The organism is Weizmannia sp. CD-2023, assembly GCF_036225245.1.
GTDB classification, from domain to species: Bacteria; Bacillota; Bacilli; order Bacillales; family Bacillaceae_C; genus Weizmannia; species Weizmannia faecalis.
Genome location: NZ_JARTJQ010000073.1, coordinates 1 through 26,048, shown reverse-complemented (window position 1 = coordinate 26,048; position 26,048 = coordinate 1). Strand labels below are relative to the sequence as shown.

Annotated in this window: 20 protein-coding genes; 12 read left to right on the top strand and 8 right to left on the bottom strand. The window is 47.1% G+C overall.

Annotated features, from left to right (window positions below; all coding sequences use genetic code 11):
* Positions 1-229 precede the first annotated feature (229 nt).
* From P9687_RS10595 to P9687_RS10585, 3 genes are all read left to right on the top strand, one after another.
* Entirely contained in the window at positions 230-1,723 is a 1,494-nt protein-coding gene (locus P9687_RS10595; protein ID WP_035188546.1) for a S41 family peptidase, read from the top strand.
* A 108-nt stretch (positions 1,724-1,831) separates the two neighbouring features.
* Positions 1,832-2,269: a MarR family winged helix-turn-helix transcriptional regulator gene (locus P9687_RS10590; protein ID WP_014098451.1), complete on the top strand. Its 438-nt coding sequence runs from the start codon at positions 1,832-1,834 to the stop codon at positions 2,267-2,269.
* A gap of 379 nt (positions 2,270-2,648) precedes the next feature.
* Positions 2,649-3,386: a CAP domain-containing protein gene (locus tag P9687_RS10585; RefSeq protein ID WP_035188549.1), complete on the top strand. Its 738-nt coding sequence runs from the start codon at positions 2,649-2,651 to the stop codon at positions 3,384-3,386.
* 131 nt (positions 3,387-3,517) lie between these two features.
* Here P9687_RS10585 and P9687_RS10580 read toward each other — a convergent pair whose 3' ends face one another.
* Positions 3,518-4,882, bottom strand: coding sequence for an MATE family efflux transporter (locus P9687_RS10580; RefSeq protein ID WP_035188552.1), 1,365 nt, complete (start codon positions 4,880-4,882; stop codon positions 3,518-3,520).
* A 184-nt stretch (positions 4,883-5,066) separates the two neighbouring features.
* Here P9687_RS10580 and P9687_RS10575 point away from each other — a divergent pair, with 184 nt between their 5' ends.
* Both P9687_RS10575 and dapF read left to right on the top strand, forming a co-directional pair.
* Complete coding sequence (locus P9687_RS10575; protein ID WP_014098448.1) at positions 5,067-5,801, top strand: hypothetical protein; 735 nt, start codon at positions 5,067-5,069, stop codon at positions 5,799-5,801.
* 63 nt (positions 5,802-5,864) lie between these two features.
* On the top strand, positions 5,865-6,860 hold the full coding sequence (gene dapF, locus P9687_RS10570) for a diaminopimelate epimerase (RefSeq protein WP_014098447.1): 996 nt from the start codon (positions 5,865-5,867) through the stop codon (positions 6,858-6,860).
* Positions 6,861-6,918: 58 nt separating this feature from the next.
* Here dapF and P9687_RS10565 read toward each other — a convergent pair whose 3' ends face one another.
* Positions 6,919-8,760 carry a DNA ligase D gene (locus P9687_RS10565; RefSeq protein ID WP_035188553.1) on the bottom strand — a complete coding sequence of 614 codons (1,842 nt, stop codon included), beginning with the start codon at positions 8,758-8,760 and terminating at the stop codon, positions 6,919-6,921.
* A 90-nt stretch (positions 8,761-8,850) separates the two neighbouring features.
* Between P9687_RS10565 and ku the strand changes: the two genes are divergently transcribed.
* From ku to P9687_RS10550, 3 genes are all read left to right on the top strand, one after another.
* Entirely contained in the window at positions 8,851-9,684 is an 834-nt protein-coding gene (gene ku / locus P9687_RS10560) for a non-homologous end joining protein Ku (protein WP_035188554.1), read from the top strand.
* A gap of 91 nt (positions 9,685-9,775) precedes the next feature.
* On the top strand, positions 9,776-10,423 hold the full coding sequence (locus tag P9687_RS10555; protein ID WP_035188555.1) for a phosphatase PAP2 family protein: 648 nt from the start codon (positions 9,776-9,778) through the stop codon (positions 10,421-10,423).
* A gap of 213 nt (positions 10,424-10,636) precedes the next feature.
* Positions 10,637-12,622 (top strand): LTA synthase family protein, encoded by a 1,986-nt coding sequence (locus P9687_RS10550; protein ID WP_014098441.1) that lies wholly within the window; start codon positions 10,637-10,639, stop codon positions 12,620-12,622.
* A gap of 127 nt (positions 12,623-12,749) precedes the next feature.
* Here the strand turns inward: P9687_RS10550 and P9687_RS10545 are convergent, their stop codons facing one another.
* The 4 genes from P9687_RS10545 to P9687_RS10530 form a co-directional block, all read right to left on the bottom strand.
* Positions 12,750-13,319 carry a PadR family transcriptional regulator gene (locus tag P9687_RS10545; RefSeq protein ID WP_014098440.1) on the bottom strand — a complete coding sequence of 190 codons (570 nt, stop codon included), beginning with the start codon at positions 13,317-13,319 and terminating at the stop codon, positions 12,750-12,752.
* A 187-nt stretch (positions 13,320-13,506) separates the two neighbouring features.
* Positions 13,507-13,860: a VOC family protein gene (locus tag P9687_RS10540; RefSeq protein ID WP_017550795.1), complete on the bottom strand. Its 354-nt coding sequence runs from the start codon at positions 13,858-13,860 to the stop codon at positions 13,507-13,509.
* 274 nt (positions 13,861-14,134) lie between these two features.
* A complete protein-coding gene (locus P9687_RS10535; RefSeq protein ID WP_035188558.1) occupies positions 14,135-16,204 on the bottom strand; it encodes a thioredoxin domain-containing protein in 2,070 nt (689 codons plus the stop codon).
* A gap of 90 nt (positions 16,205-16,294) precedes the next feature.
* A complete protein-coding gene (locus P9687_RS10530; RefSeq protein WP_168986003.1) occupies positions 16,295-17,557 on the bottom strand; it encodes an MFS transporter in 1,263 nt (420 codons plus the stop codon).
* Between the two features lie 256 nt (positions 17,558-17,813).
* Here P9687_RS10530 and P9687_RS10525 point away from each other — a divergent pair, with 256 nt between their 5' ends.
* Both P9687_RS10525 and P9687_RS10520 read left to right on the top strand, forming a co-directional pair.
* Positions 17,814-18,497 carry a response regulator transcription factor gene (locus P9687_RS10525; RefSeq protein WP_014098436.1) on the top strand — a complete coding sequence of 228 codons (684 nt, stop codon included), beginning with the start codon at positions 17,814-17,816 and terminating at the stop codon, positions 18,495-18,497.
* Positions 18,494-19,924 carry a HAMP domain-containing histidine kinase gene (locus tag P9687_RS10520; RefSeq protein ID WP_017550799.1) on the top strand — a complete coding sequence of 477 codons (1,431 nt, stop codon included), beginning with the start codon at positions 18,494-18,496 and terminating at the stop codon, positions 19,922-19,924. The genes P9687_RS10525 and P9687_RS10520 overlap by 4 nt, the downstream gene beginning before the upstream one ends.
* A gap of 147 nt (positions 19,925-20,071) precedes the next feature.
* Here P9687_RS10520 and P9687_RS10515 read toward each other — a convergent pair whose 3' ends face one another.
* Entirely contained in the window at positions 20,072-20,521 is a 450-nt protein-coding gene (locus tag P9687_RS10515) for a spore coat protein (RefSeq protein WP_014098434.1), read from the bottom strand.
* Between the two features lie 297 nt (positions 20,522-20,818).
* Here P9687_RS10515 and P9687_RS10510 point away from each other — a divergent pair, with 297 nt between their 5' ends.
* Positions 20,819-23,653 (top strand): 2-oxoglutarate dehydrogenase E1 component, encoded by a 2,835-nt coding sequence (locus P9687_RS10510; protein WP_014098433.1) that lies wholly within the window; start codon positions 20,819-20,821, stop codon positions 23,651-23,653.
* 154 nt (positions 23,654-23,807) lie between these two features.
* Positions 23,808-25,076 (top strand): 2-oxoglutarate dehydrogenase complex dihydrolipoyllysine-residue succinyltransferase, encoded by a 1,269-nt coding sequence (gene odhB / locus P9687_RS10505; protein ID WP_014098432.1) that lies wholly within the window; start codon positions 23,808-23,810, stop codon positions 25,074-25,076.
* Positions 25,077-25,128: 52 nt separating this feature from the next.
* Here the strand turns inward: odhB and P9687_RS10500 are convergent.
* On the bottom strand, positions 25,129-26,048 hold a 920-nt coding region (locus P9687_RS10500; protein ID WP_328228892.1), incomplete at its 5' end, for an aldehyde dehydrogenase family protein.

The following is a 26,048-nucleotide window of genomic DNA, read 5'->3' as shown; positions in this document are numbered from 1 at the left end:
CCTCAACATCCCCGTTATCCATCTTTATACGAAAATACTACATCTTTTCCGAAAATTACACCGAGCAAGTAAAGCACGGTAGCCGAAAGTGTACAAAAAGAGTGTCTTGGAATACCCGATATTTAAACCTTGTCGAGAAAAACTTGACACATACAATAAATCCTGGGCTCTTTTATTAAAAAGAAAAAGCTGGTAGAATAAAGAAGTTAGAAATCGGGAGCTATGACTTTTGGAAAACGGCATGAAAGTGGTGAAGCCTTTGGACGATGAGAAGAAACAGACGGAATCCGGCCAGGAAGAACAAACCGGTTATATCCGTATGAAAAAATTTAAATTTGTCATGCTTTTGTTTTTCGTGATTTTCATAACAGCCGGCATTACGACCGCTGCCTTTGCGTTCGGCGACCAAAAAGCCGTCAACGTGACGACTGTCAACCGGCCGGAGTTTGACAAACTGTATAAAGCATATGACAGCATCCAGAAAAAATATTACACAAAAGTAAAACAGAAGACGCTTGTCGATGGGGCCATTAACGGAATGGTGGAATCGCTCAATGACCCGTATTCTGATTATATGTCAAAAACCGAAGCATCAGACTTCAATAACACCATTTCTTCTTCTTTTGAAGGAATCGGTGCGGAAGTGGAAGAAAAAGATGGCTATATTGTGATTGTTTCGCCGATTAAAGGTTCTCCGGCCGAAAAAGCCGGCCTGAAGCCGAACGATAAAATACTCGCGGTTGACGGCAAAAGCGTCCATGGCATGAGCGCCAATGAAGCGGTCATGTTGATCAGGGGCAAAAAAGGGACAAAGGTGACACTCACGATCCAGCATGTCGGATCGAAAGACGAAACGAGAGTGACCTTGACACGCGACACGATCCCGGTCAATACGGTTTATGCGAAGATGTTGAAAAACGGGGTTGCCCATATCCAGATTACGACATTTTCAGACGGCACATATAAAGAATTCAAGGCGGCCGTTGAGAACATGAAAAAGCAGGGCATGAAGTCGATGATTGTCGATGTGCGTCAGGACCCGGGCGGACTGCTTGACCAGGCTATTAAAATTGCGAATATGTTTGTGCCGGAAGGGCGTACGATCCTGCAGACGGAAGACCGGAACGGCTCCCGGGAGAAATATGTGGCAGAAAGTGGCACGAAAATTACGGTCCCGGCGGTTGTGATGATCGACGGCGGCAGCGCGAGCGCTTCTGAAATTTTGGCGGCCGCACTGAACGAATCGGCAGGCATTCCGCTTGTCGGCGAAAAATCATACGGCAAAGGCACCGTGCAGTCTGCTGAAAAATTCAACGACGGATCGATTTTAAAATTCACCGTCCAAAAATGGCTGACACCAAATGGCAGCTGGATCCATAAAAAAGGGATTGAGCCGGATGAGAAAGTGTCGCTTCCGGATTATGCCAAACTTCCGGTGATCGGAACAGATGCAGAATTGAAACTGTATTCGGTCTCGGAAGATGTAAAGACGGCGGAAAAAATGCTAAAAGCACTCGGTTACAATCCGGGCAGGGTTGACGGGTACTTCGACTGGAATACAAAAACGGCTGTCGAAGCTTTCCAAATGCATGAAAAAATGCAGCCGACAGGCATCATCAATGGCGATACGGCAACCAAACTGATGTCTGAAATCAGCAATCTTATTACGCGGCATGATACGCAGCTCAAAAAAGCCGAAGAAGTTGTCCAAAAAGAAAAATAGCAAAATAAGCCGGGAGATTTGCTCCCGGCTTATTTTATGCAATCCCATGCACGAAAAATGATATAATAAAGTCAGGAGATTCGCTGTCCCATATGAGAAAGGAAAGGAATGGGAGTGTTGGAGACAAAAGATACAGTTGATCTGGAATTCATCTTCCGTAGAATATACCGAAAAATTAAAGAAGAACTGCATAGCTTGTTAAAAGAGCATGTGACGCTTAACGAATTTATGGTGTTAAAACTTTTATCGGAATCCTCGATGCGTTCATCCGATTTGTCGAAAATACTGCAAGTTTCCGCCAGCCATATTACTTCTGTAACCGATTCGCTCGTGGAAAAAGGGCTGATTGAGCGGAGAAGATCCAATAAAGACAGGCGCGTGGTCGATTTAATTTTAACGGAAAAAGGAAAATCGTTAATCAGTCAGTTGAAAGAAACCAAATCCCGGTTTCTGAAAGACCAGTTGGACGTTTTTACGGAGGAAGAACGGGAAACATTGTACAGGCTATTCCGGAAGTTTGAAGATCACCTCAATCAAATGCACTGATATGAAAACGCGCCCATATACACAAAAAGCGCCCTGAAGCCGCAAGCCCGGCTTCGGGGCGCTTTTTTTAAATGAATGTGGCAGCATGCAACATTTAAGAAAAAAATGTAACAATACCCGTCCTTTTTCCGCCTTGTCAACCCCGAAATCCTTCCATCTTTTGGATATTTAAAAAGACGGTGCCAATGTGTGAAATGATAGGAAATTCGCACGATGCATGGGAACCTTTGATACAGCTGGCTTTTTCATTTTCAGTTTGCAAGCAGGCCCCTGCTTTGCTGCTTGTTCTATTTTCTCCCAGAAATATTACAAAAATCGTATGTTATGATTCTATTGTGTACGAGAGAGAAACCAACGAAAACGAGGGAGGACATCATTGATGAAAAAGGCCATGTTCACAACAGCAGCAGCACTTGCACTGATCCTTGCACCGGCAGTTTCCGGCAAGGCGGGGGCAGCCTCAAACGAAACAAACTGCAGCCCGAAAACGGTTGTTCAACATGAATACAAGTTTCATAGCATGCAGGAATTGGAGAACTGGTTAAAGCAGCATAACATCCGTTTTTCTTTTAAACCGGCAACCAATCAAACGGCTTCAAACAACGCAGGCAAAACGAACCAGACAACGGCAGCACCAAAGCAATCGGCACCGGAACAAACAGCAGCACCAAAGCAATCGGCATTAAAACAAACTTCAACGCAACCGGCAGGCGGCACGCAGTCACAGGCTGCCAACACGTTAAACGCCTATGAAAAACAAGTGGTGACCCTTGTAAACGAAGAACGGGCGAAAAACGGCCTGGGCGCGCTGAAAATCGATACGGCTTTGAGCAAAATGGCGCGCGTCAAATCGAATGATATGGCAACCCATAAATATTTTGACCATACAAGCCCGACTTACGGCTCTCCGTTCGATATGATGAAGCAATTCGGGATCTCGTATCAATATGCCGGCGAAAACATCGCAATGGGCCAGCAAACACCGCAGGAAGTCATGAATGCATGGATGAACAGCGAAGGCCACAGGGCGAATATTTTAAATAAAAACTTCACCCATATCGGCGTGGGCTATGTTGAAAACGGCCATTACTGGACACAAGAGTTTATTGGAAAATAAATTGCTTATCGCAGCCTCTTTTACGGGGGCTGCTTTTTTGTACGCACTTTTTGAAACGTCACTTGCGGAAAACGGGTCCACTTTCCTGCAAGCTGGTCCATCTGCCGGATGTGCCCCGCTTGCGCCAAACCTTATCCGTTCTTTTTCAGCAAATCTCGGGCTTTTTGCTGGATATAATGCAAGCGCCCTAAAAGTGTTACCGCACCTACAGCAAGGCCTGTGATCAGTCCGATCCAGTAGGCAAACGGGCCGAGGGCGGTGACGGCATCCAGCAAATATCCGAGCGGAAGCCCAATAACCCAATATGAAACAAACGTCATAATGGTCGTAATCCGGACATCTTTATACCCTCGAAGCGCACCTTGCACCGGCGCCTGAACCGCATCTGACCATTGGAAAAAGATGGCATACAGCAAAAAATGTCCGGTTAACCGGATGACAGCCGGATCATCACTGTAAAACGCTGCCACTTGTTCATGGAATAAGTAGAGCAACAGCCCGGTCAAGGTGGCGATCACAACAGCGGTTATAAGTCCGATTGTGCTGTACAGGCGGGCGTCTTTAAATCTTCCGGCCCCTGCTTCAAAACTGACAAGAATCGTCATTGCAAGCGAAATGCTGAGCGGAAGCATGTACAAAAGCGATTCAAAATTCATGGCGGCCTGATGGGAAGCGATCGTGTCAGTGCCAAATTTGCTCATGAACAATGTCACAACCGAAAAAATGCTCGATTCAAAAAAAGTCGACAACCCCATCGGGATCCCAAGCGACAACAGCGCTTTCCAGCTGCGGAAAGAAACCGGGTAAAACGTGCGGAACAGCCGCATTTCAGCAAAACGCGGCAAACGCATAAGCACAAGGATTGCAATCAACAAGATAAGCCAGTAGGTGATGGCGCTCGCAACGCCGGCACCTGCCCCGCCAAGCTGCGGAAATCCGGCATGCCCGAAGATGAACAGAACATTCAATCCAATATTGATGGGCAGCGCCAACAGCGTGATCAACATCGATATTTTTGTCAGCCCGGTCGCATCAATCAGCGAGCGGCAAACCTGGTAACAGAACAACGGAATCAGCCCGAAGGACAGGGCAAATAAAAACCGATGCGCGACCCTCTCCACATGCGGTGCTAAATCCATCCGGCCAAGGACCGGCCCGATCGATAGCCCGCCTGCAAACAGCACCAGTACAGCCATACAGACGGCGACGTAAAGGCTCTGGATAAATGTACGGGGGATTTCATCCGTGTTTTTGCTGCCGATCAAATGGGAAATGATCGGGGTAACCGCCTGTAAAACCGTTCCCAGCCCGGTTGAAACGGGGAACCAGAGGGATGCGCCGATCGCAACACCGGCCAGATCGGCTTTGGAAAAATGGCCGGACATCGTTGTATCGAAAAAATTCATGAGCAGCATCGCAAGCTGGGTGATGAGAATCGGCAGAAATAAATGCCAAAGCTGTGCGATTTTTTCTTTTAAGGTAAAGGTTTGTTTCATGTTCATTCCCCCAACTTTTCCACGGACTCCAAAAAATTATAACATATTCATTTTTCGGGCCGCCATGGATAGCCTGCCATGAAGATGGAAATGCCCGGCGAAAGATTTGCAAACCCGTAAAACCATCATGATTTATAAAAAGTCTCATATAATAGAGTGACCAGACAAAAACGGGAGAGTCTGTATGGAGCTGAAAAAAACCTATTCGACGTTGTCTCACATGTACCTGTGTCAAACCGTTATTCTTGCATGCGGCCTTTCCGCATTTTGTCTCACGCTGATGTATATCGGGCGCGGCGGCATGTTCAACTGGCTGATTTTGGCCGTCTGGCTGTTCATTCTCTACTTTGCTGCGCGCTATTTCTACTATCAAAAGATAGAAGAAAACATATCCGGAGAAAAAGGGGAGGAAGAAAGACAAGCGGACAGCGGGCAGTACTTGATCCAGTTTCCGCCCGGTGCAAAACTCTCGGTGCAGCTTTATGATGGAAGCGGCCGCTTAGGGTGGCTGCTTGAGGAAAAAGCTTTCAGACAACAAATCCGGTATTTCCGCCTTGAACGGGGAGCGGGCGCCACATTTAGCGCCACGGTCCGCAAACGGCAAAATTGGGAAATCAGCATCGGGTTTCCGGCATATGAACGGTTCTTTTCATTAAAAAGAGCAAAGGGAAAAGAAATGATATTTGAAAACGGCAGCCGGACTTGTGCGATCCGGAAAAATGGAAACCATGATTTGGAATTTTACCGGGACGAACAACTTTTAGCAGTGGTGTCACGCGGCGTGATGCCGGTGAGCTGGCAGCAGAAGTTTCCGCTTAATGCACCGGTACTTACTTTTATACGGGGGACGGAAGAAGACGAAGTACTCGTCATCGCACTGCTCGCCTTTTTTTACAGGCATAATAAATATTTCGTGTAAAAAAAAAGAAGAAATGATACAATTTTTGTAAGTATAAAGAAAGAAAAAGAGAGGAAATCCATCATGCATGTGAAACTGATTAAATGCCACGGCTCAGGCAACGATTTTTTGCTGATCGATGAAACGGAAATCTCTGCGCCATTAACGGACGACATCCGCAAAAAAATGGCTCTGTCATTTTGCCGGCGCGATGCCGGGCTCGGGGCGGACGGCCTGCTCTTTGTGTCGGAAAGCCAGCAGGCAGACGCAAAAATGCGGGTATTCAATGCGGACGGTTCCGAGGCGTCCATGTGCGGGAACGGCCTGCGCTGTGTTGCGCGGTACGTATCCGAAAAACGCGGGAAAGACGATCTGTTAATTGAAACGATGAAAGCAAATCTATATGCCCGCAAAGCAGAGCCCCTATTGGACGGCATCCCAACGTTCCGGGTCGAAATCTCGCCTGTCTCCTTTGACTTGAACAAACTGCCGATGCATATTGATAAAGAAGTGCTCATCAATGAACCGGTTAAGGCCTTGTCGGAAGATTTGTCGTTTACAGCAGTTGCGGTGCCGAATCCGCATCTGATCGCCTTTGTCGAAAATGAAGGATTCCGGTCTGATACGCAAAAAACATTGTCCGAGTATGTGAACGGACCAAATGATATCTTTCCGGACGGCGTGAATGTCAGCTTTGCCAAACCGATTGGTGAAAATGGCTTATACGTCCGCACGTTTGAACGCGGCGTCGGTTTTACAAATGCGTGCGGAACGGCGATGTCCGCTTCAAGCCTTGTGGCCTGCCTGTTAAGATTGCGCCCGTTCGGTGAAATGATCGACGTGTTCAATAATGGCGGTAAAGTACGGTGCTTTGTCCAAAAAATTGAAAAAGAAGGGGAACCGGCATACACGATTGACCTGATCGGTAATGCCACCTATTTATACGAAACCGCTGTTTCTTTTGACGATGGGCACCCGGAACAGTTCCGGATTGCAGAAAAAAAGGATTTCGGCGAACAGAAGCTGTATCAAAAGCTCGAAACCCATGCAAAAGAAACGGTAGAGAAAGCATTGGCTTAAAATTTTCGTCTCCTGTAAAAGGGAGGCGTATTTTTTTCGATTGGAAAGCTGCGCCAAACTATATGGGGCGCCCTTTGTTCTGCTTTAAAAATGCAAGTACCGGGGCAAAAGGCTGGCCGCTTTTGCAGGCAAAGAATCGCGCAAACGGGCAGCCGTACCGGTTCACACGCGAAAGGACCGTTTCAATGGTAAAGTCATACGGCGAAAGCGACGCGTTTACTTCTTCCCAGAAAAGCGGAGCCGCCACAAGCGCATCCTCATGCCCGCGCATCGAATAAGGTGCAATGATCGTTTTTCCTTCCGCATGCTGGACGAAATCAATATATAATTTTCCGCCCCGTTTTTTCTTCATCCGTTCGATTGTAAAATGTTCAGGCGATTTCGAAATGAAATAAGCAGCCATAAATTCCGTGAACAGCCTTGTATCTTCCCATGAGAATTGCCTGTCCGGCAATGGAATGTAGACTTGCAGCCCTTTATTTCCAGAAATTTTGACAAAGCTCTCCAAATGAAGGGCATCCGTCACCTGTTTTAACAGCAAAGCCGCTTCTACTGCAAGTTGAAACGCATCCCGGGAAGGGGGGTCAAAATCAAATACAATCTCACTGACGAAACGACTGTTTACGGTCTGAAACGGGATATGGTATTCCACCGCCAGCTGGTTTGCGAGCCACATCAGTGTTTTTAAATCGTTGCAGACAATATACCGGATGTCTTCATGCATAGCCGTATCCACAAAAGCGGGCGCATAATCGGGGCAGTTTTTCTGGTAAAATGCCTCGCCGAAGACGCCGTGCGGGTAACGGATGACGGTCAAAAGCCTGTCCGAAAGAAACGGCAGCATAAAAGGAGAAATTTCCCGCATATAGGCAAGAAAGTCGAGCTTTGTCACATGGCGCTTTTTCCATAGCGGTTTATCCGGATGCGTCACTTCCACTTCTTCCGGAATGGCGGCGTTACGGAGCCTGAAATCTTCAAACGTACAGGCATCCGGTGAAAGATCAAAGCGGAAGCGGTGGAAATGAGGTTCCCGCAGATTGGCGCCGTCCCATTCCAAATAAAATATCTCGACGCAAATCGAAGGATCGATCGTGTAGACGCCGTTTTCATTGTTTGCGGCATTTTTCCTGACCGCTTCTGTGAGGATTTGTTTTTCGTCCGGATTCATGCTGAAAAGAAACTGGCCGATTGGAAAAATGCCGCCATCTTTAAACACTGCGACATCGAAATACCCGTTTTTCTCGTCGTAAGCCGTAATAAAGCAGGCGGCTGTCTTCCAATTTTTCACTTTTATCCATGTTTCAACTCGTTTTCCCGCTTCCCACTTGCTGTCCGTTTGTTTTGCGACAATGCCTTCACTGTTAAAATTTTTCACCGTCTCTTTTAAGACGGATGCGTCACGGGTGAACGGGATTTGCTGAACCCGTGCCGTTTCGCCCGGGGCGGGGGAGAGCGGCAGCGCGAGCGTTTCACATAAGTTTTCCAATGCTTTTTTTCGCTGCAAATACGGTTTGCCGGCCATATCCTCTCCGCCAAGCATGAGCAAATCAAATACGAGATAATGGGCGGGGCGCATTTTCGCCTGCTCTGCAGCTGCTTCAGCTTTCATCCGCCCGCGGCGTTGCAGCTCCCTAAAGCCAGCTTTATACGGATTTTCAAGCAGCACAAGTTCGCCGTCAAGCCGTAACGGAAGCTGCCCTTTTACACGGCCTTCAAGCGTTTGCAAAAAGGTGCGGATTTCCGGAAACCGGGGCAGCAAATCTTTTCCGTTGCGGCTCCATAACCGCATGCCGTCTTCTGTCCAGTCGAGGATCGCGCGATAACCGTCATATTTAATTTCGTATACCCACTTTCCTGTATCTGGCAGAGACCATTTTAAAACCGGCAACATCGGTTTCATTTCGAGCACCCTTTCTTTTTCCAAAAGTTGAAGTACATAGCGGGGTGGATTCGTACATATATTATCTTCAAAAAGCGAGGCGTTTCATTCATGCATACGATGTGGAAAGGCACGATCAGTTTCGGACTCGTCAATATCCCGATTAAACTGCATGCCGCAACGGAAAATAAAGATATCAAATTGCGTTCCCTTCATAAAAAATGCCATTCCCCGATCCGGTATGAAAAGGTTTGTCCGGTGTGCGAGGAAGAATTGGACGCAAAAGAAATCGTAAAAGGATACGAAATCGCGAAAGGAAAGTTTGTCGTACTGGAAGAGGAAGAACTGGAAGAACTGCGCAAACAGACAGAAGAAAAAGCAGTGGAAATTATGGATTTTCTTGATATGCGGGAGATCGACCCGGTCTATTTTAACCGGAGTTATTACATGTCCCCGAATGAAGGGGGCGTAAAAGCTTACGGCTTGTTGCGGAAAGCGCTGACCGAATCAGAGAAAGTCGGACTTGCCCGGATTGTTATGCGTTCAAAGGAGCAGCTCGCCGTTATCCGCGTGTATGAAAACACGCTTTTGATGGAAACGATCCATTACCCGGATGAAGTCCGGAAAGCATCTGACGTTCCGAATGTGCCGCAAGATGATGAAGTCTCGAAAAAAGAAATTGAGACGGCAATTTTGCTGATTGATCAGTTAACGACATCGTTTGAGCCTGAAAAATATACGGATGCATACCGGTCAAACCTGATGGCTTTAATTGAATCGAAACGGACCGGAAAAAAACTCGTCACGGCAAAAGTAAAAGAACCGGAAAACAATGTGACCGACCTGATGGCGGCGCTCCAGGCTTCCATTGACAGGGCAAAGCCGGCAAAAAAACCGGCAAAAAAACCAAAAAAAGCGGCCAAAACAAAGGCAAAAGAAGCGTAAAAACCGGGCGGTACCGGATAGCACGGGGAATGCCGGAAAATTTGCCGGAAAGCCTCCAATATGGTAAATTATTTCATATTGGAGGTTGATGATGAAAAGGCAGACGATTGTGCAATGGGTGTTCGTTTTACTGGTGCTTTCCTTCTGCACCTGGATTTTTTTTGAAATCGCCGGTCACTTCAACCAGGCGGAGATCCGGCATTTTGACCTTCCGATTATCTCATTTGTCCAGGGGAATATTTCCGGCCGGCTAACGAGCGTGATGCTGGCTGTTACCTTTCTCGGATCTGTAAAAGGGGCGGCGGCGGTCACCCTCTTTCTTTCCCTTGTGCTCTGGATCAAAAAATACCGTACACTAAGCCTTTATCTCGCTGTATCTGTCGCGCTTGGAGCCGGGGTTTTTAACACCATATTAAAATACATATTCAAGCGCCAGCGTCCCGATATTATGCGTGTCGTCCAGGAAACGGGTTACAGCTTCCCAAGCGGGCATTCGATGGGATCCATGATTTTATACGGCTGCCTCGTATTGATCCTGTTCCGCATTGCGAAACGCCGGTGGGTGAAGGTCGCGGGGACGCTGTTTGCCCTTTTATTGGTGCTTGCCATCGGCATTAGCCGCATCTATTTAGGGGTCCACTACCCGAGCGACGTTGCCGGAGGATATGCGGCCGGCCTTGTTTGGGTCATTTTATCTGCGCTTGCGTTGAACTTGTTTGAAAGAAAATTGAAATTGTAATAAAATATGGTGGAAATAAAAATATTTGGCGGTGGGTATGCGGAATTCCGGCGCGGACAGCCCCGCTTGGCCGGAAAGGGCTGCCCAGGGGCTGGAAAAGCCGTTGATGAGCGCTTGCTTTTTTTTAAAATTGTATTACAATATGTTGGTATGAATAAATGAAGCGTCCTGAAATTGTTGCCGGAGAGTTTGGCAATTGGGAGGGAATACTGAATGAAGATCTCGTTTAACCAGATTAAAAGTTTGCTAAATAAAAAATACGCCCTGTACTTTCTCATGGTTTTATTGTTCTGGGTAAAAACTTATATTGTCTATAAAGCGGAATTCAATCTGGATCTGCAAAACGGCATGCAGAAATTTTTGCTTGCCATCAATCCCATCAGCTCGGCACTGTTCTTCTTTGCGCTTGCTCTTTTCTTTAAGGGACGCGGCCGGATCATTGCAATGACTGTGATTGACGTGCTTTTGTCTGTTTTGCTGTACGCGAATGTATGCTATTACCGTTTCTTCAATGACTTCATTACGCTGCCGGTTTTGTCGCAGACGAAAAACTTCGGCGACCTCGGCGGGAGTGCAGCTGCATTAATGAAGCCTTATGATATTTTTTACTTTTTTGATACGATCATCCTCATTGCCTTGATTGCAACGAAAACCGTCAGGGCCAACGCAGGGAAAATCAACCGCCGCTCGCTTGCCGGGCTGATGATTGCCGCGATTGCATTTTTCATTTTTAATCTCGGCCTTGCCGAAGCGGACCGCCCGCAGCTTTTAACGCGGACTTTTGACCGTAGCTATATCGTGAAATATCTCGGTATGTACAATTACACGCTTTATGATGCGATCCAGACAACAAAATCGTCTGCACAGCGGGCGATGGCTGACAGCAGTGACGTGAGCGATGTGGAAAACTATGTGAAAGCGAACTATACCGAGCCGGACAGCAAATATTTCGGCGCGGCAAAGGGTATGAATGTCATTTACGTTTCACTTGAGTCGTTCCAGAACTTTTTGATCAATTACAAATTGGACGGCAAAGAAGTCACACCGTTTTTAAACTCGCTGACAAAGGATAAAAACACCTTTTATTTCGATAACTTTTTCCACCAGACAGGCCAGGGGAAAACGTCTGATGCCGAGTTTATGATGGAAAACTCGCTGTTCCCGCTGCCGACGGGGTCTGTATTTACGACGAAAGCACAAAATACGTACCAGGCAGCACCTGCCATTCTTGGCCAGAAAGGCTATACATCGGCTGTTTTCCACGGAAACTATAAGACTTTCTGGAACCGTGACGAAATGTACAAATCGTTCGGCTATGACCGTTTCTTTGACGCCAAGTATTACGATATGAGCGACAAAAATACGTTAAACTACGGGATGAAGGACAAACCTTGGTTTAATGAATCGATGCAGTATTTGACCAAATTGCCGCAGCCTTTCTATACGAAGTTTATTACGCTTTCAAACCACTTCCCGTTTCCATTGGATGAAGAGGATGCTGACTTCCCGAAAGGCAATTTCGGTGATAAAACCGTTGATAACTATTTCCAAACCGCCCATTATCTGGATGAAGCGATGCAGCAGTTCTTTACCTATTTGAAGGAATCCGGGCTTTATGACCATACCGTGATTGTCATGTACGGCGACCATTACGGCATTTCGGAAAATCACAATGCGGCAATGGCGAAAGTGCTCGGTGTCCCTGAAATTACGCCATATTTGAACGCGCAGCTGCAAAGGGTGCCGCTGTTTATCCATGTTCCGGGCGTAAAAGGCGGGATCAAGCATACGTACGGCGGTGAAGTCGATGTAATGCCGACGGTGATGCATTTGCTTGGCGTTGATACAAAAGACTACATCCAGTTCGGGTCTGATCTTTTGTCCAGCCAGCATCGCCAAGTCGTTCCGTTCCGTAACGGCGATTTTGTCACCAATAAGTTCACGCAAGTATCCGGAACGCTTTACGACAATGCGACCGGTGAAAAAGTCAATCCAAAACTTGGCAAAAATGATGAAAAGATTGCAAAAGAGATGCTGAATCTGTCTGATAAAGTGGTGTACGACGACCTGCTCCGTTTCTACACACCAAAAGGTTTTACGCCGGTGAACCGGAACAAGTACGATTATTCCTTTGACCAGACGGATATGAGTGGGTTGCCTGAAACCTCCATTCCGGATTCAGCCAAAAAGAATAAATAAAACAAACAACCCCCGGTGAATCAACCGGGGGTTGTTTGTTGTGCCGTGCAAAAAGAATATTGTGAATGCATCATTCCGGATTTCTTATGGGTTTGCACAAGTATGTCCAGCTTTCCGTTTTCACACTTTATTCAAGCCCTTGTCTATTCTCACGATGTTGATGGATTAATTGTAATACCCACTTTTCGTCAAAACGGAGCTTTTCTAACCGGTGCCGGAAAAAGGTCAGGATATACTGCTGTTCTTCCTTGGGAATCCGTTTATCCCCTCCCGCATAAACCAACCGTTCTTCCTCATGGCGGATTTCATAACGCAAGTAATCTTTATATTGATGCAAAATTAAAAACTGCACTTCCTCACTGACCAGACCAAAATTTTTCAGCTTCATATAAAAATGCAGTTCATAATCCGGTGAGTATGGAATCGGTTCTTCCATCAGCCGGAAAAACCGGATTCTACCTTCATCTGTAAGTTTGTAAATCTTTTTCTTTTTTCCTTTTCCCCGCCGAGCGCCCTCCGGTTGTTCTTCGGGGACCTGCTCGATCAGACCGTCTGCAAGCATGCTGTGAATGAGTGGATAAAGCGCCCCCCAGCTGATTTTTCGTGTGGGGCCCACAATTGCGTTCAAAATTTGATGCAGCAAATAGCCGTGCATCGGGTTGTTCATCAATTCGCCAAGTATGAACAATTCGTTCAAGCGAACGTCTCCTTTCCGTCTAACTTCCTTTTTATGGAACAAGGGATGCTGAACCATGAATATCCAACAAACAGACTCTCGCCATATAATTGTGGGAAGATGGTGCAGCGGGAAGCGCCGGGATTCCGCTTAACCTGTCTGGCGGCTGCCAAGTTGGCATGGATGACATTTGAAAGCCGCCTCTTTTTTAATGATCAGATACTAAGTAAAGGGTATTGCCGTCAGGGTCATTGAAGTGTACGACCTGGGCTGCCTTCCCTTCAACATAATCATGGAATTTAACACCATGGGATTTCAATGTCTTGATGGCTGCCTCTAAATCCTGCACCACAAATCCAATCGACATGCTTTCTGATTTTGCCGATTGGGCATTCCGCTCTCCGGTAAGATGCAGGAGCCCAATCGTCAATCCCGGTGCTTCGATCTGTACAAAATGATCGTCCATTTCGCCCTGCAGCTTCAATCCAAGGGTTTCGGTGTAAAATTGAACGGCTTTTTTTAAATCCGCTACCGTAACTGTTACATTCGCACTCGTAAACATGATATTGCCTCCTTCATAGGTTTGGTCGCTTTTATTATATCAAAAATTTATAATGTGTAAACATGTTTTTTTGATATAAAAAATTGGAAGAAAGAAGATGAATGGAAAATGCAAGAAGATAGATTTAACGGCAATCAGAAAATGGTGCGTATTTCAAAAAGGGATTATCCTAGCAAAGCAAACGGAGCAGCATCATCATAGTTCCGGGCAACTGTTCATTTTCTGCTCCCCGTATGTAATAAAAAAAGGAAGGCATCCACCTTCCATGCATAAATCATTTTTTAAAGAGCAAATCCATGGCAGTTTGAAAATCATTTGTCGGTTGATTGCAGCTGAAGTTTTCACAGACATAAATGGTTGGTTGTCCGTTTATCATGGCATAATCTTCAATAAAGGAAGCGATTTTGGAAAGTTTCGCCTGTTCACGCCTTTTTACCACCATGACGGAAATGCCAGGGTAGAAGTTCTTCTGTATATGGTTAATGAAATCAACAACTTCTTTTGTTTCATCATCCATCACGATCACGACTTCTTTTGTTGCCTGCTGTGCGTACATCACAGCCTGCAGCATCATGGCGTGGGCAGTGGGTTCATCATCGATATCCTTGCTGAAGGCCTGAAACAATTGCTGGACTTTTTCTTCCAACGTAAAATCCCCAGTCAGTTTCGAAAGCCTTAACAACTGGCAGGCTGCAACACTGTTCCCGGAAGGTAGTGCCCCGTCATAAGACTCCTTTTGCCTGACGAGCAATGGTTCATCGTCGTTTCCGCTAAAGAAAAAGCCTCCTCCATGACCATCCCAAAATAAATCGATCATATTGCCGGCCAGTTTTTTTGCTTCCGCCAAATAAAAAGGGGCAAAAGTGGATTCGTACAGTTCCATATATCCCCACAGGAGAAAGGCATATTCGTCTATAAAACCTTTATTTTTTACTTCGCCATCGCGGTATCTCACCATTACACGGTCATTTTGAATCAAGTTGTCCCTGATAAAAGAAACCGCTTTTTCTGCAGCCTGCACATAGGATGGTTGATGAAAAACACGCCCTGCTTTTGCGAGCGCTGCAATCATTAAGCCGTTCCATGCCGTTAAAATTTTATCATCGCGGAACGGGCGTACCCGCTTTTCCCGGTGTTGAAACAAGCTTTGCCGTGCCGTTTCTAATTTTTCTGCGAGCGCCGCGGGAGAAATCCCTTCTTTTTTTGCAATTGATTCTAAATGCGTTGTAATCTGGTTCGGGATATTTTTTCCTTCGAAATTTCCCTGCCCGGTAATGCCGTATGCCTGGCAAAAGAGCGTGCCCAACTGTTCCCCCAGCACATCTTTTACTTCTGCAGGCGTCCACACATAAAACTTTCCTTCCTTACCTTCTGAGTCGGCATCTTCCGCGGAATAGAACCCGCCATCCGGATGGGCCATATCACGCAGCACATACGTGATGATTTCTTCCGTTATTTTTTTGTACTGGGCATTTTTCGTCATCCGGAAAGCATCGGTATAGGCCAGCACAAGCAGCGCATTGTCATAAAGCATTTTTTCAAAATGTGGCACCAAAAATTTTTCATCAACGGAATAGCGGGAAAAACCGTAACCAATATGGTCATAAATTCCCCCGCGCGCCAGCCCGTCCAATGTTTTGGTTGCCATCCTAAGCGCATCCCGGTTTTCATAAAATTTGGCATACATCAGTAAAAATACGAGTGAATGCGGCATTGGAAATTTCGGCGCCTTTCCAAAACCGCCGTAGCGGGGATCAAAACCTTGTTTGTAAGCTTGAAAAGCGCGCCCAATCGTTTCTTTTGTTAAAGCCGTTTGTTTCCCTTTTTCCCGGCTTGCCTCGAGCGCCTGTTTGACTTGTACCCCTACATCCTTGATACGGTCCGGATTTTCGGTATATTGTTGGGATAAATAAAGCAACACTTCTTTAAAACCGGGCATCCCATACCGGCTTTCCCGCGGAAAATAGGTTCCCGCATAAAAAGGAACCCTCTCCGGCGTCAAAAATACACTCAACGGCCAGCCGCCCTGCCCAGTCATCATTTGGCAAACAAGCATATAGATAGCATCAATATCCGGCCGCTCTTCCCTGTCCACCTTAATCGCCACAAATTTCTCATTCAGGATCCGCGCTACCTCTTCATTTTCAAAAGACTCCCGTTCCATCACATGGCACCAGTGGCAGGTTGAATAGCCAATGGAAACAAAAACCGGCTTGTTTTCCCGCTTCGCTTTCGCAAAAGCGTCTTCGCTCCACGGATACCAGTCAACCGGATTACGGGCGTGTTGCAGCAAATAAGGCGATTTTTCATGGATTAACCGATTGAATGGTCTGTTTTCAGCCAAAGCATTCCCTCCTTCTTTCTTTCAGTTTCTTCGTCATCAGTTTACCTGAAACGGTAAGGCGCTACAAATGATATCGCACAGCGCCAAAATTTAGGCAGGGGAAGAAGCTTCAGCGCGTGATTTGTCCGGTTTCACCGCCACAAATGTAAGTCCTGCCGCCACCAGGCAGAAACCGGCCATGATCACCATGCTGATCTCAACCCGCCCTTTCATAAAATTGGCCATAAATAACGGACCTGCCGCCACGCCGATGTAGCGCATAGAACTGTAAATGGCGCTGATCGTTCCGCGGACTTCTTTTTCAATCGACTGATTAATCAGCGCATCCAAAGGCGTAAGGGAGGCGCCGATTCCAATTCCGCAAATGAGAAAGGTCCCTATTAAATAGAAAAAACGGTCCGAAAAAGTGATCACGAGCACGGAGGCTCCGGTAATGAGCACGCTGGAGAAAATAATCCATTTCATCAGTACCATGTTTTCTTTAATGATTTTCCCGGTTATAAAGGAAGAAAGGCACAATGCCGCAAGCGGGACGGCCAAAATAAACCCTTTCTTCACGCCATGGTAGCCGTATTGGTCTTCCAGATTGGACGACAAATAAAACAGCACCGCAAACAAAATAAACATCACGATGGCCCCGATCGCAAATACGGCCGACAGCCAGCGCCAGTGCTTTCGGAACACCTTTTTCGTATTCCCTATAAATGCTTTGATTCCCGGCCCCTGTTTTTCGTGTGCCGGCCTTTTGACAAGAAACAAAACAGACAGGATAGAGATCAGGCAAAAGACAGGGATGGCCGCAAAAGGCAAAAACCAGATCAATCCTGCCAAGAAGGATCCGAGAATCGGGCTCAATACTTTTCCAAACGTATTGGCCGTTTCAATAATGCCGAGGGTGGTGCTCACATCCCGGTTGCGGTGGAACATATCACCGACAAGCGGCAAAACGATCGGTGCTGCGCCGGCCGTCCCAACGCCCTGCAAAGTCCGGCCGATCAAAATAAGGGAATACGGGTGATCAAGTTGCCAGGCCGCGTATGCCGAAATCGCCCCTCCTATAGCCGTAATCGCAAGTGACGGGATAATGACCATTTTTCGGCCGTATCTGTCCGATAAAAATCCGGCAACCGGAATAAGGAAAATGGCGACAATTGAATAAAAGGTGATAATATAGCTGGATTGGACTTTGCTGATGCCCAGTTTGTCCTCCATGAGGGGAAGGACCGGAATCAACATTGAATTCCCCAGTGTCATAATCAGGGGAATGGACGATAATGCAACAATCGCCCATCTTTTTTGATGGATTTCATTGTTTTTATCGGATAAAGGTGTGTTCGTTGTCAAATGATCCATTGTCTGTATTTTCCTTTCTTCTTCTCAATGTCAGCACTCTTCTTTACTACTATCTGCCCAACCGGAGACATTTATGAATGGAAAAAACGGGTTTTCTTTCTCATCATTTTTTAACAAACCATTCATATCTTTTTCCTTTCATTCGGTTAGCATATAAGAAAAAGCGGATTCTCCTTGATCATGCGCTGTCCGGAGCTATAATAAGGGCAGCGGAAAAGAAAGAGTTCCGGCAAAAGAACTTCGAGGGGGAATCATCATGAAACGGATATTACTGGTGGAAGATGAAAAAAATCTGGCCCGTTTTATTGAGCTGGAGTTAAGGCATGAAGGATACGAAGTGAAAGTGGCGTATGACGGACGGGAAGGGCTGCAGTCGGCTTTGGAGGAGGACTGGGATGTGATTCTCCTTGATTTAATGCTGCCGAAACTGAACGGCCTTGAAGTATGCCGCCGCTTACGACAGGAAAAAGAAACACCGGTCATCATGATTACCGCCCGGGACAGCATTATGGACCGGGTATCCGGGCTTGACCACGGGGCGGATGATTATATTGTCAAACCATTTGCGATTGAAGAATTGCTCGCGAGGCTAAGGGCCATTTTCAGAAGGATGGAGTACGCCGAGCCCAAAAAAGCAGCGCTAACAACGTACAAGTTCCGTGACCTTGTGCTGGAAAAAGAAAGCCGGCTTGTTAAAAAGGCAGGAAAAACCATTGAGTTGACAAAACGGGAATACGATTTGTTGCTTACGCTTTTGGAAAATAAAAATATTGTCATGACCCGGGAAGCACTCCTGAACAAAGTATGGGGATATGAAACCGAGGTCGAAACGAATGTTGTCGATGTGTACATCCGGTACTTGCGCAATAAAATTGATACAGAAGGCGAAGACAGCTATATTCAGACAGTGCGGGGGACAGGATATGTGATGCGCGAATGAGAGCGGTAAAACACTGGCTGCAAAAAAGTTCCTTGAAAGTAAAATGGTCCGTTGGCGCAAGTATTGCGATCTTTTTAACGTTTCTGATTTTCGGCTTTTTCCAGTATACGCTGATCAGCAGATGGCTTTTGCATGAAGAGGCGACTTCGGTATCCGAGGCGCTGGATGATTTGAACAACAAGGGGGAAAACATCGATGACATTTTATCGAACCGGACGCTCTTTCAGCAGGTGCTGGAAAAAGATCAGTCGATCCGGATTATCAATGCGGACGGAAAGGAAATGCTTGTCGTAAAAAGCATTCATTCCACCGATGCAAAAGTGCCGTTTGTGCCGGTGAACGAAAAACGGGTCAGCCTGATCCGCGCGGGCAATCATCAAATTTTAGTCGGAAGGAGCCCGTTCCGCTCCCAATCGTTCAACGGCTATATTGAAGTGATCTATCCTTTATACCGGTATGAAAATTTAATGCGGAATGTTCTGTTTGTCATGATGGTCGCCGGATGCGTGGGCTTGCTTTTGAGTGCTTTTCTCGGGTTTATGATGGCAAAAAATTTCCTCAAACCGCTGAAAAAGCTCTCTTCCACGATGCAAAGCATCCGCAAAAAAGGATTCCAAGAACGGATGGAGCCGAGCGCCTCTAAAGACGAAATGGGGGAATTGACCAATATTTTTAACGATATGATGGACCAAATTGAACAGTCGTTCCGGCAGCAGAAACGGTTTGTCGAGGATGCTTCCCATGAATTAAGGACCCCCGTCCAAGTGATGGAAGGGCACTTAAATTTGTTAAACCGGTGGGGGAAAAATGACCCTGCGATTCTTGAAGAGTCGCTCCAGGCTTCGCTGCAGGAATTAAGCAGAATGAAAAAACTGGTGGAGGAACTGCTCGATCTTTCGCGGGCGGAAGAAGCCAAAATACTGGCCAATGAGGAAAAAGCAGATCTTTTGGCAGTCACAGAAAGGGTGATCCGCAATTTTAAAATGATCCATCAGCAGTTCGACTTCAATTTTCAATATGATCCCAATCAGGCCTATGACATCCAAATGAGCGAGAACCATCTTGAGCAGGTGCTGATCATTGTATTTGATAATGCGATAAAATATTCCGACCGCATTTACAAAGTCGATATCCGACTCAAGCAGGAAAAGGGGAGGGCCATGTTAACAGTAAAAGATTACGGCATCGGGATCCCGAAAGAAGATTTGCCGCAAATTTTCCACCGCTTTTACCGGGTGGATAAAGCAAGGAGCCGCGCAAAAGGCGGGAACGGACTCGGGCTCGCCATTGCCAAACAACTGACTGAAGGATATTCCGGCACGATAGAAGCAGCGAGCGAGGTTGGTAAAGGGACCGAGATCCGGTTTACATTCCCCCTTGTCGCAAAACAAAAAACAGGTGGAAAAGAGGGCGTTTCGAAAAAATGAAACGTTCTTTTTTCTTTTTAAAGAAAAGGTGCAGGGCCGTGTCTGGCAAGGTGTCCGCCTTTCGCCCGTGATGGGTAAGTCTTTTGATACGCAAAAAAACGGGAACTGTCAGAACCAACTGTAAGTTTTATCGAGAAGGCAGAGTCGTTAAAAATCAATGCCGACTTCTGTCATTTCATGTTCGCTTTTTTTCAGGAGCCGGATTTCCAGGATGCCATCCCGGTATTTTGCGGTCGTCCCTTTCCTGCGTACCGGGGAAGGCAGCCGTATCACCTGTTCCGAGTCCGGTTTTGGAAATGATTTTAACATGACTTGAAGGGAAGTGTGGAAGATTTTTAAGCCTGTGAGCATGCTTTCCTCCTGGACAGGGACGCGGATAAAAATAAAATCCAGTGTTTCAAATATTTTTATAGACGGGGCGCCCGTATCCGGGGAAGAGGGAGCCGGATCATCGGCCCCGTCCCCCTTCTTGAACGCAGCGCCCCATTCGTCCCATTGAGAAAGGGCTTGGTTGATATGTTCCTGTACAGGCGGAAATGGCATATTCATCATCTTGAAGATCTCTTCGGTGAACGGAAACGTTTTCCATGGGAACATTTTTTTGCTCCTTTCTGCAACGGGGATATAATAAAATATGCGGTTTTGAACAATCAGGTGAGGCAAATGCAGCATCACTTTCCGGGAAAAAACAGAATGAATCACTATTCATGCAAATTTTTAAAAATAAGAGTTTTTAACTTTATCTATTACGCTTACAGTGCTAAAATTGAGTTTGTAAGCGTTACAGCTTTCAAAATTCTTTATCGTTACATAATTTCATGGTTCCGTTTTGGTATCCGCCAGACGAAATCATACGAAAGTGAATAAGGGACGAAGGGCTGGAGGTTTTTCAAAATGAATGCAACTACACCAAAGGGATTTTGGGAAAGTTTTTCCGGGCCTAATCTTGGGTATGTCATGGATTTATATGAACAATACCTGGAAGATCCGGAGAGCATCGACGAAGAGGCGAGAAAAGTATTTGACCAGTGGGGCGCGCCCGCTGTTTCCGAAGGCGGGAGCCCGACACAGGGGCAGGCGGATATTTCTTTCCAATTGCCGGCAAACCCGACGATTTTCAGCAAAATGGTCGCTGCCGTCAAATTGGCGGACAATATCCGGACTTTTGGCCATCTCGCAGCGGATATCAACCCGCTCCAAAAACCTGTTGGGGATGTCAGAAGAATTGAACTGGGAGAATTTGATTTAACCGAAGAAGATTTGAAAAAAGTGCCGGCATCCTTTATTTGCCCGGATGCACCTAAAAGGGTCAAAAACGGGCTTGATGCCATCAATTATTTAAAAGAAGTGTACACCCAAAAAGTTGCCTTTGAGTTTGACCATATTCACGACATGGAAGAAAAGCACTGGCTGCAACGGACTGTTGAATCGGGCAGCTTTTTCCGCGAACTCAGCCGGAAACAGAAAATCGGCATTTTAAAACGCCTTTCCGATGTGGAAGGATTTGAAAAATTTATCCACCGGACATTTGTCGGGCAAAAGCGTTTTTCCATTGAAGGGCTTGATGCGCTCGTTCCGCTGATGGAACAAATGATTATTGAAGCGGTAAAAACAGGTGTGAAAACCGTTAATATCGGCATGGCGCACAGAGGCCGCCTCAATGTGCTTGCCCATATTCTTGAAAAACCGTATGAGCTCATTTTTGCAGAATTCAAGCATGCTTCCAATAAAGATTTAATCCCTTCCGAAGGATCGATCGGCATTACGTACGGATGGACCGGCGACGTTAAATACCATCTCGGCGCGGACAGAAAAGGGCAAAACGGCGGACCGATCGGCGCGCGCATCGTACTTGCCAACAATCCAAGCCATTTGGAAGTTGCCGATCCTGTTGTCGAAGGGTATACACGCGCCGCGCAGGATAACCGGAACAAAACGGGCTATCCGGACCGCGATCCGGACCGCGCCTTTGCGATTCTTGTCCACGGGGATGCCGCATTTGCGGGGCAGGGCATTGTCGCAGAAACGCTGAACATGAGCAAGCTGAACGGATACGGGACAGGCGGGACGATCCATATCATCGCCAATAACAATATCGGGTTTACGACCGAAACGTATGACTCGCGGTCAACGAAATATGCTTCCGATCCGGCAAAAGGTTATGAAGTGCCGATCCTCCATGTGAATGCGGATGATCCGGAAGCATGCGTACAGGCGGCGCTGTTTGCGTATGCTTACCGCGAAAAATTCCATAAAGATTTTGTGATCGACCTAGTCGGCTACCGTCGCTATGGTCATAACGAAATGGATGAACCGATGGTAACCAACCCGGTAATGTACCATGCAGTGCACAATCATCCGACGGTCAGGGCCATTTACGGTGAACAGCTTGCAAAAGAAGGCGTCCTGACAGCCGAAGAGGTCAAAACCATCGATGAAGCCGTCCAGAAAAAACTGCAGGCGGCTTACGAAAAAGTGCCGGACGGCGAAGCGGAACCCGATACGGCCATGGAACCCCCTGAAAATGTGAAAAAAGGTTATTTGAGCATGGAAACAGGGGTGCCGGAACAGGAACTGCGGGCTTGGAACGCTGAATTGCTCGCCTGGCCTGAAAACTTCCATGTCTTTAAAAAACTGGCGCGGATTTTGAAACGCCGCGAACACGTCTTTGACGGCAAGGGAAAAATTGACTGGGCCCATGCGGAAGCGCTCGCGTTTGCAGCCATTTTAAAAGATGGCGTGCCGATCCGGTTTACCGGCCAGGATACACAGCGCGGCACGTTCGCTCAGCGCAATCTCGTCCTGCACGACGAACAGACGGGGGAAGAATACATTCCGCACCATCATCTGTCCGGCGTTCAAACTTCATTTGCCATTTATAACAGTCCGCTGACTGAAGCTGGCGTCGTTGGCTTTGAATACGGCTATAACGTCTTTTCGCCAGATACGCTCGTCATTTGGGAAGCCCAGTTCGGCGATTTTGCAAACATGGCGCAAGTGATGTTTGACCAGTTCATTTCATCTGGCAGGGCAAAATGGGGGCAAAAATCAGGGCTTGTCATGATGCTGCCGCACGGATACGAAGGACAGGGTCCGGAACATTCAAGCGGCAGGGTGGAACGCTTCCTGCAACTGGCAGCGGAAAACAACTGGACAGTGGCAAATGTTTCGACAGCCGGCCAATACTTCCATATTTTAAGAAGGCAGGCAAAATGGCTGGCAAAAGAAGAAATCCGCCCGCTCGTTCTCATGACGCCAAAAAGCCTGCTTCGCCACCCGCTGGCATCTGTAGAGCCGTCTGTACTGACGGACGGAAAATTCCACACTGTGCTGGAAGGCCCGGGTACGAAAAATACGGATGCAGTCGAAAGAATCCTGCTTTGCAGCGGGAAAGTGGCTGTAGACTTGGAAGAAAAGCTGAACAGTGCGGAAAATACCAGCTGGCTGCATACGGTAAGGGTTGAGCAAATTTATCCTTTCCCTGAACAGGAATTAAAGGAAATCTTCGCGCGCTTTAAAAACGCGAAAGAAATTGTATGGATGCAAGAGGAGCCGAAAAATATGGGTTCCTGGTCTTTCGTTGAACCGTATTTAAGAAAGCTGGCGCCTCAGGGAGCGGAAATCCGGTACATCGGCCGGCCGAGAAGATCAAGCCCGTCGGAAGGCGACCCGGTCGTCCATAAAAAGGAACAAAACAGAATTCTGACTGAAGCCATTACCCGCCCTTAAACGGCGGCCCGCTCCTTCCAAAGGGGCGGGGGCTTCAATATGCGCAAAATAACCGCTGCTTTGCCCGCTTCATCCTGCAGCCCGTGCTGCTCGGAAGATGAAGGAGGAGGCTTTGATATAAAAAAAGTGATACTTTTAAGGGAGGACAAGTGTTGTGGCTGAAATTAAAGTGCCTGAACTGGCAGAATCCATCACGGAAGGAACCATTGCACAATGGTTGAAACATCCGGGGGACCATGTGGACAAAGGTGAATATATTGTAGAACTTGAGACAGATAAAGTAAATGTAGAAGTCATTTCAGAAGAAGAGGGTGTCGTCCAGTCCCTCCTTTTTGAAGAAGGGGACACAGTACAAGTTGGCGATGTCATTGCAATTGTCGGCGAAGGAACAGGGGAAAACAGTGCAACGCCATCCGCGCCGCAAAAAGAAGCGGAAGCACCACAACCGGCACAAGCAGAGGCGCCGGCGCAAACACAAGCGCCTGCTCCGGAACAACAAAAGCCGGCTCAGGAAGAAAGCGAAAGCCGCCCGATTGCTTCTCCGGCTGCCCGCAAACTGGCACGCGAAAAAGGCATTGACTTATCGCAAGTGCCGGCAGTGGATCCGCTTGGCAGGGTAAGGAAACAAGATGTGGAAACTTTCAATCCGCAAGCTGCGGCAAAAGCGCCGGCAGCACCGGAAAAACCTGCAGCTGGAAAAGTTGTGCCGGAAGAAGCCGGCAAACCGATTGAAAGAATCCGCATGTCACGCCGCCGCCAGACGATCGCAAAACGGCTCGTTGAAGTGACACAGACAACGGCGATGCTGACGACATTCAACGAAATTGATATGACAGCTGTCATGGATTTAAGAAAGCGGAAAAAAGAACAGTTCGTTAAAGATCATGACATCCGTCTCGGTTTTATGTCGTTCTTTACAAAAGCCGTGGTTGCGGGATTGAAGAAATATCCGTATGTTAATGCGGAGATTCAGGGCAATGAGCTGCTGCTGAAAAAATATTATGATATCGGCATTGCAGTATCCACAGAAGAAGGGCTTGTCGTACCGGTTGTCCGGGATTGCGACCGGAAATCGTTCGCGGAAATTGAAGCGGATATTGCTGCATTTGCCCAAAAAGCACGCGATAATAAACTTGCATTAAGCGATCTGCAGGGGGGAACCTTTACGATTACAAACGGCGGTGTCTTCGGCTCGTTGTTCTCGACACCGATTATCAACGGGACACAGGTTGGTATCCTCGGCATGCACACCATACAAAAACGCCCGGTTGCAGTCGATGGAGACCGAATTGAGATCCGCCCGATGATGTACGTGGCGCTTTCCTATGACCACCGCGTCATTGACGGAAAGGATGCTGTCGGTTTCTTGAAAACGGTGAAGACATTAATTGAAAACCCTGAAGATTTGCTGCTGGAATCTTAATAGTATGAAAGAAAAGCATCGGTTTTGCCGATGCTTTTCTTTTTGGTGCCCTTTAAGGGTTGGCAATCCAGACGCTTTTGACTTCCGTATAGTTTTGGAGTGCGTAAGAACCCATTTCACGTCCAATGCCGGATTGTTTATAACCGCCAAACGGGGAAGCGGCATCAAACACATTGTAGCAGTTGACCCAAACTGTGCCCGCACGGAGACGGTTTGCAATATAGTGCGCATTGGCCACATTTTCCGTCCAAACCCCTGCCGCAAGCCCGTACTCGCTGCTGTTGGCGCGGCTGATTACTTCATCAAGGGATTCATATGGCATGGCCGCAATAACAGGACCGAAAATTTCCTCTTTGGCGATCGTCATCTCATCACGGACATCTGCAAAAATCGTCGGTTCAACAAAGAAGCCTTCTTCACGCGGTTTTTTCCCGCCTGTTACAATTTCCGCTCCTTCATCGAGTCCTTTTTCAATGTAATTCAAAACGCGCGCTTGCTGCTCATCTGAAACAAGCGGCCCCATTTCCGTATCTTTATTGAGCCCGAAGCCCTGCTTAATCGACTGGGCGTGGGAGGCCATATCGGCAATGACATTATCAAAATGTTTCTTTTGAATGAACACGCGCGAACCGGCACAGCATACTTGCCCCTGGTTGAACATGACACCGTTTAAGGCGCCAGGAATCGCTTTCGACAAGTCGGCATCTGGCAAAATAATATTCGGGGATTTTCCGCCAAGTTCGAGCGTCACCCGTTTTAACGTTTTCGAGGCATTGGCCATAATCAGTTTTCCGACTTCAGTAGAACCGGTAAAGGCAATTTTATCTACAAGCGGGTGGTCGACAAGGGCGGCTCCGGCAGTTTCCCCAAAGCCTGGCACAATATTGACAACGCCGTCCGGGAAGCCAGCCTCGCTTACCAGCTGCGCCAAGTAAAGGGCGGAAAGCGGTGTTTGTTCAGCCGGTTTTAAGA

What these genes read in the sequence shown, in the direction of transcription:
- P9687_RS10555 (WP_035188555.1), top strand. Translation starts at nt 9,776, where the DNA reads ATGAAAAGGCAGACGATTGTGCAATGGGTGTTCGTTTTACTGGTGCTT.
- P9687_RS10525 (WP_014098436.1), top strand. Translation starts at nt 17,814, where the DNA reads ATGAAACGGATATTACTGGTGGAAGATGAAAAAAATCTGGCCCGTTTT.
- P9687_RS10550 (WP_014098441.1), top strand. Translation starts at nt 10,637, where the DNA reads ATGAAGATCTCGTTTAACCAGATTAAAAGTTTGCTAAATAAAAAATAC.
- P9687_RS10590 (WP_014098451.1), top strand. Translation starts at nt 1,832, where the DNA reads ATGGGAGTGTTGGAGACAAAAGATACAGTTGATCTGGAATTCATCTTC.
- P9687_RS10520 (WP_017550799.1), top strand. Translation starts at nt 18,494, where the DNA reads ATGAGAGCGGTAAAACACTGGCTGCAAAAAAGTTCCTTGAAAGTAAAA.
- P9687_RS10510 (WP_014098433.1), top strand. Translation starts at nt 20,819, where the DNA reads ATGAATGCAACTACACCAAAGGGATTTTGGGAAAGTTTTTCCGGGCCT.
- P9687_RS10530 (WP_168986003.1), bottom strand. Translation starts at nt 17,557, where the DNA reads ATGGATCATTTGACAACGAACACACCTTTATCCGATAAAAACAATGAA.
- P9687_RS10585 (WP_035188549.1), top strand. Translation starts at nt 2,649, where the DNA reads ATGAAAAAGGCCATGTTCACAACAGCAGCAGCACTTGCACTGATCCTT.
- P9687_RS10515 (WP_014098434.1), bottom strand. Translation starts at nt 20,521, where the DNA reads ATGTTCCCATGGAAAACGTTTCCGTTCACCGAAGAGATCTTCAAGATG.
- P9687_RS10580 (WP_035188552.1), bottom strand. Translation starts at nt 4,882, where the DNA reads ATGAAACAAACCTTTACCTTAAAAGAAAAAATCGCACAGCTTTGGCAT.
- P9687_RS10565 (WP_035188553.1), bottom strand. Translation starts at nt 8,760, where the DNA reads ATGAAACCGATGTTGCCGGTTTTAAAATGGTCTCTGCCAGATACAGGA.
- P9687_RS10575 (WP_014098448.1), top strand. Translation starts at nt 5,067, where the DNA reads ATGGAGCTGAAAAAAACCTATTCGACGTTGTCTCACATGTACCTGTGT.
- P9687_RS10540 (WP_017550795.1), bottom strand. Translation starts at nt 13,860, where the DNA reads ATGTTTACGAGTGCGAATGTAACAGTTACGGTAGCGGATTTAAAAAAA.
- ku (WP_035188554.1), top strand. Translation starts at nt 8,851, where the DNA reads ATGCATACGATGTGGAAAGGCACGATCAGTTTCGGACTCGTCAATATC.
- dapF (WP_014098447.1), top strand. Translation starts at nt 5,865, where the DNA reads ATGCATGTGAAACTGATTAAATGCCACGGCTCAGGCAACGATTTTTTG.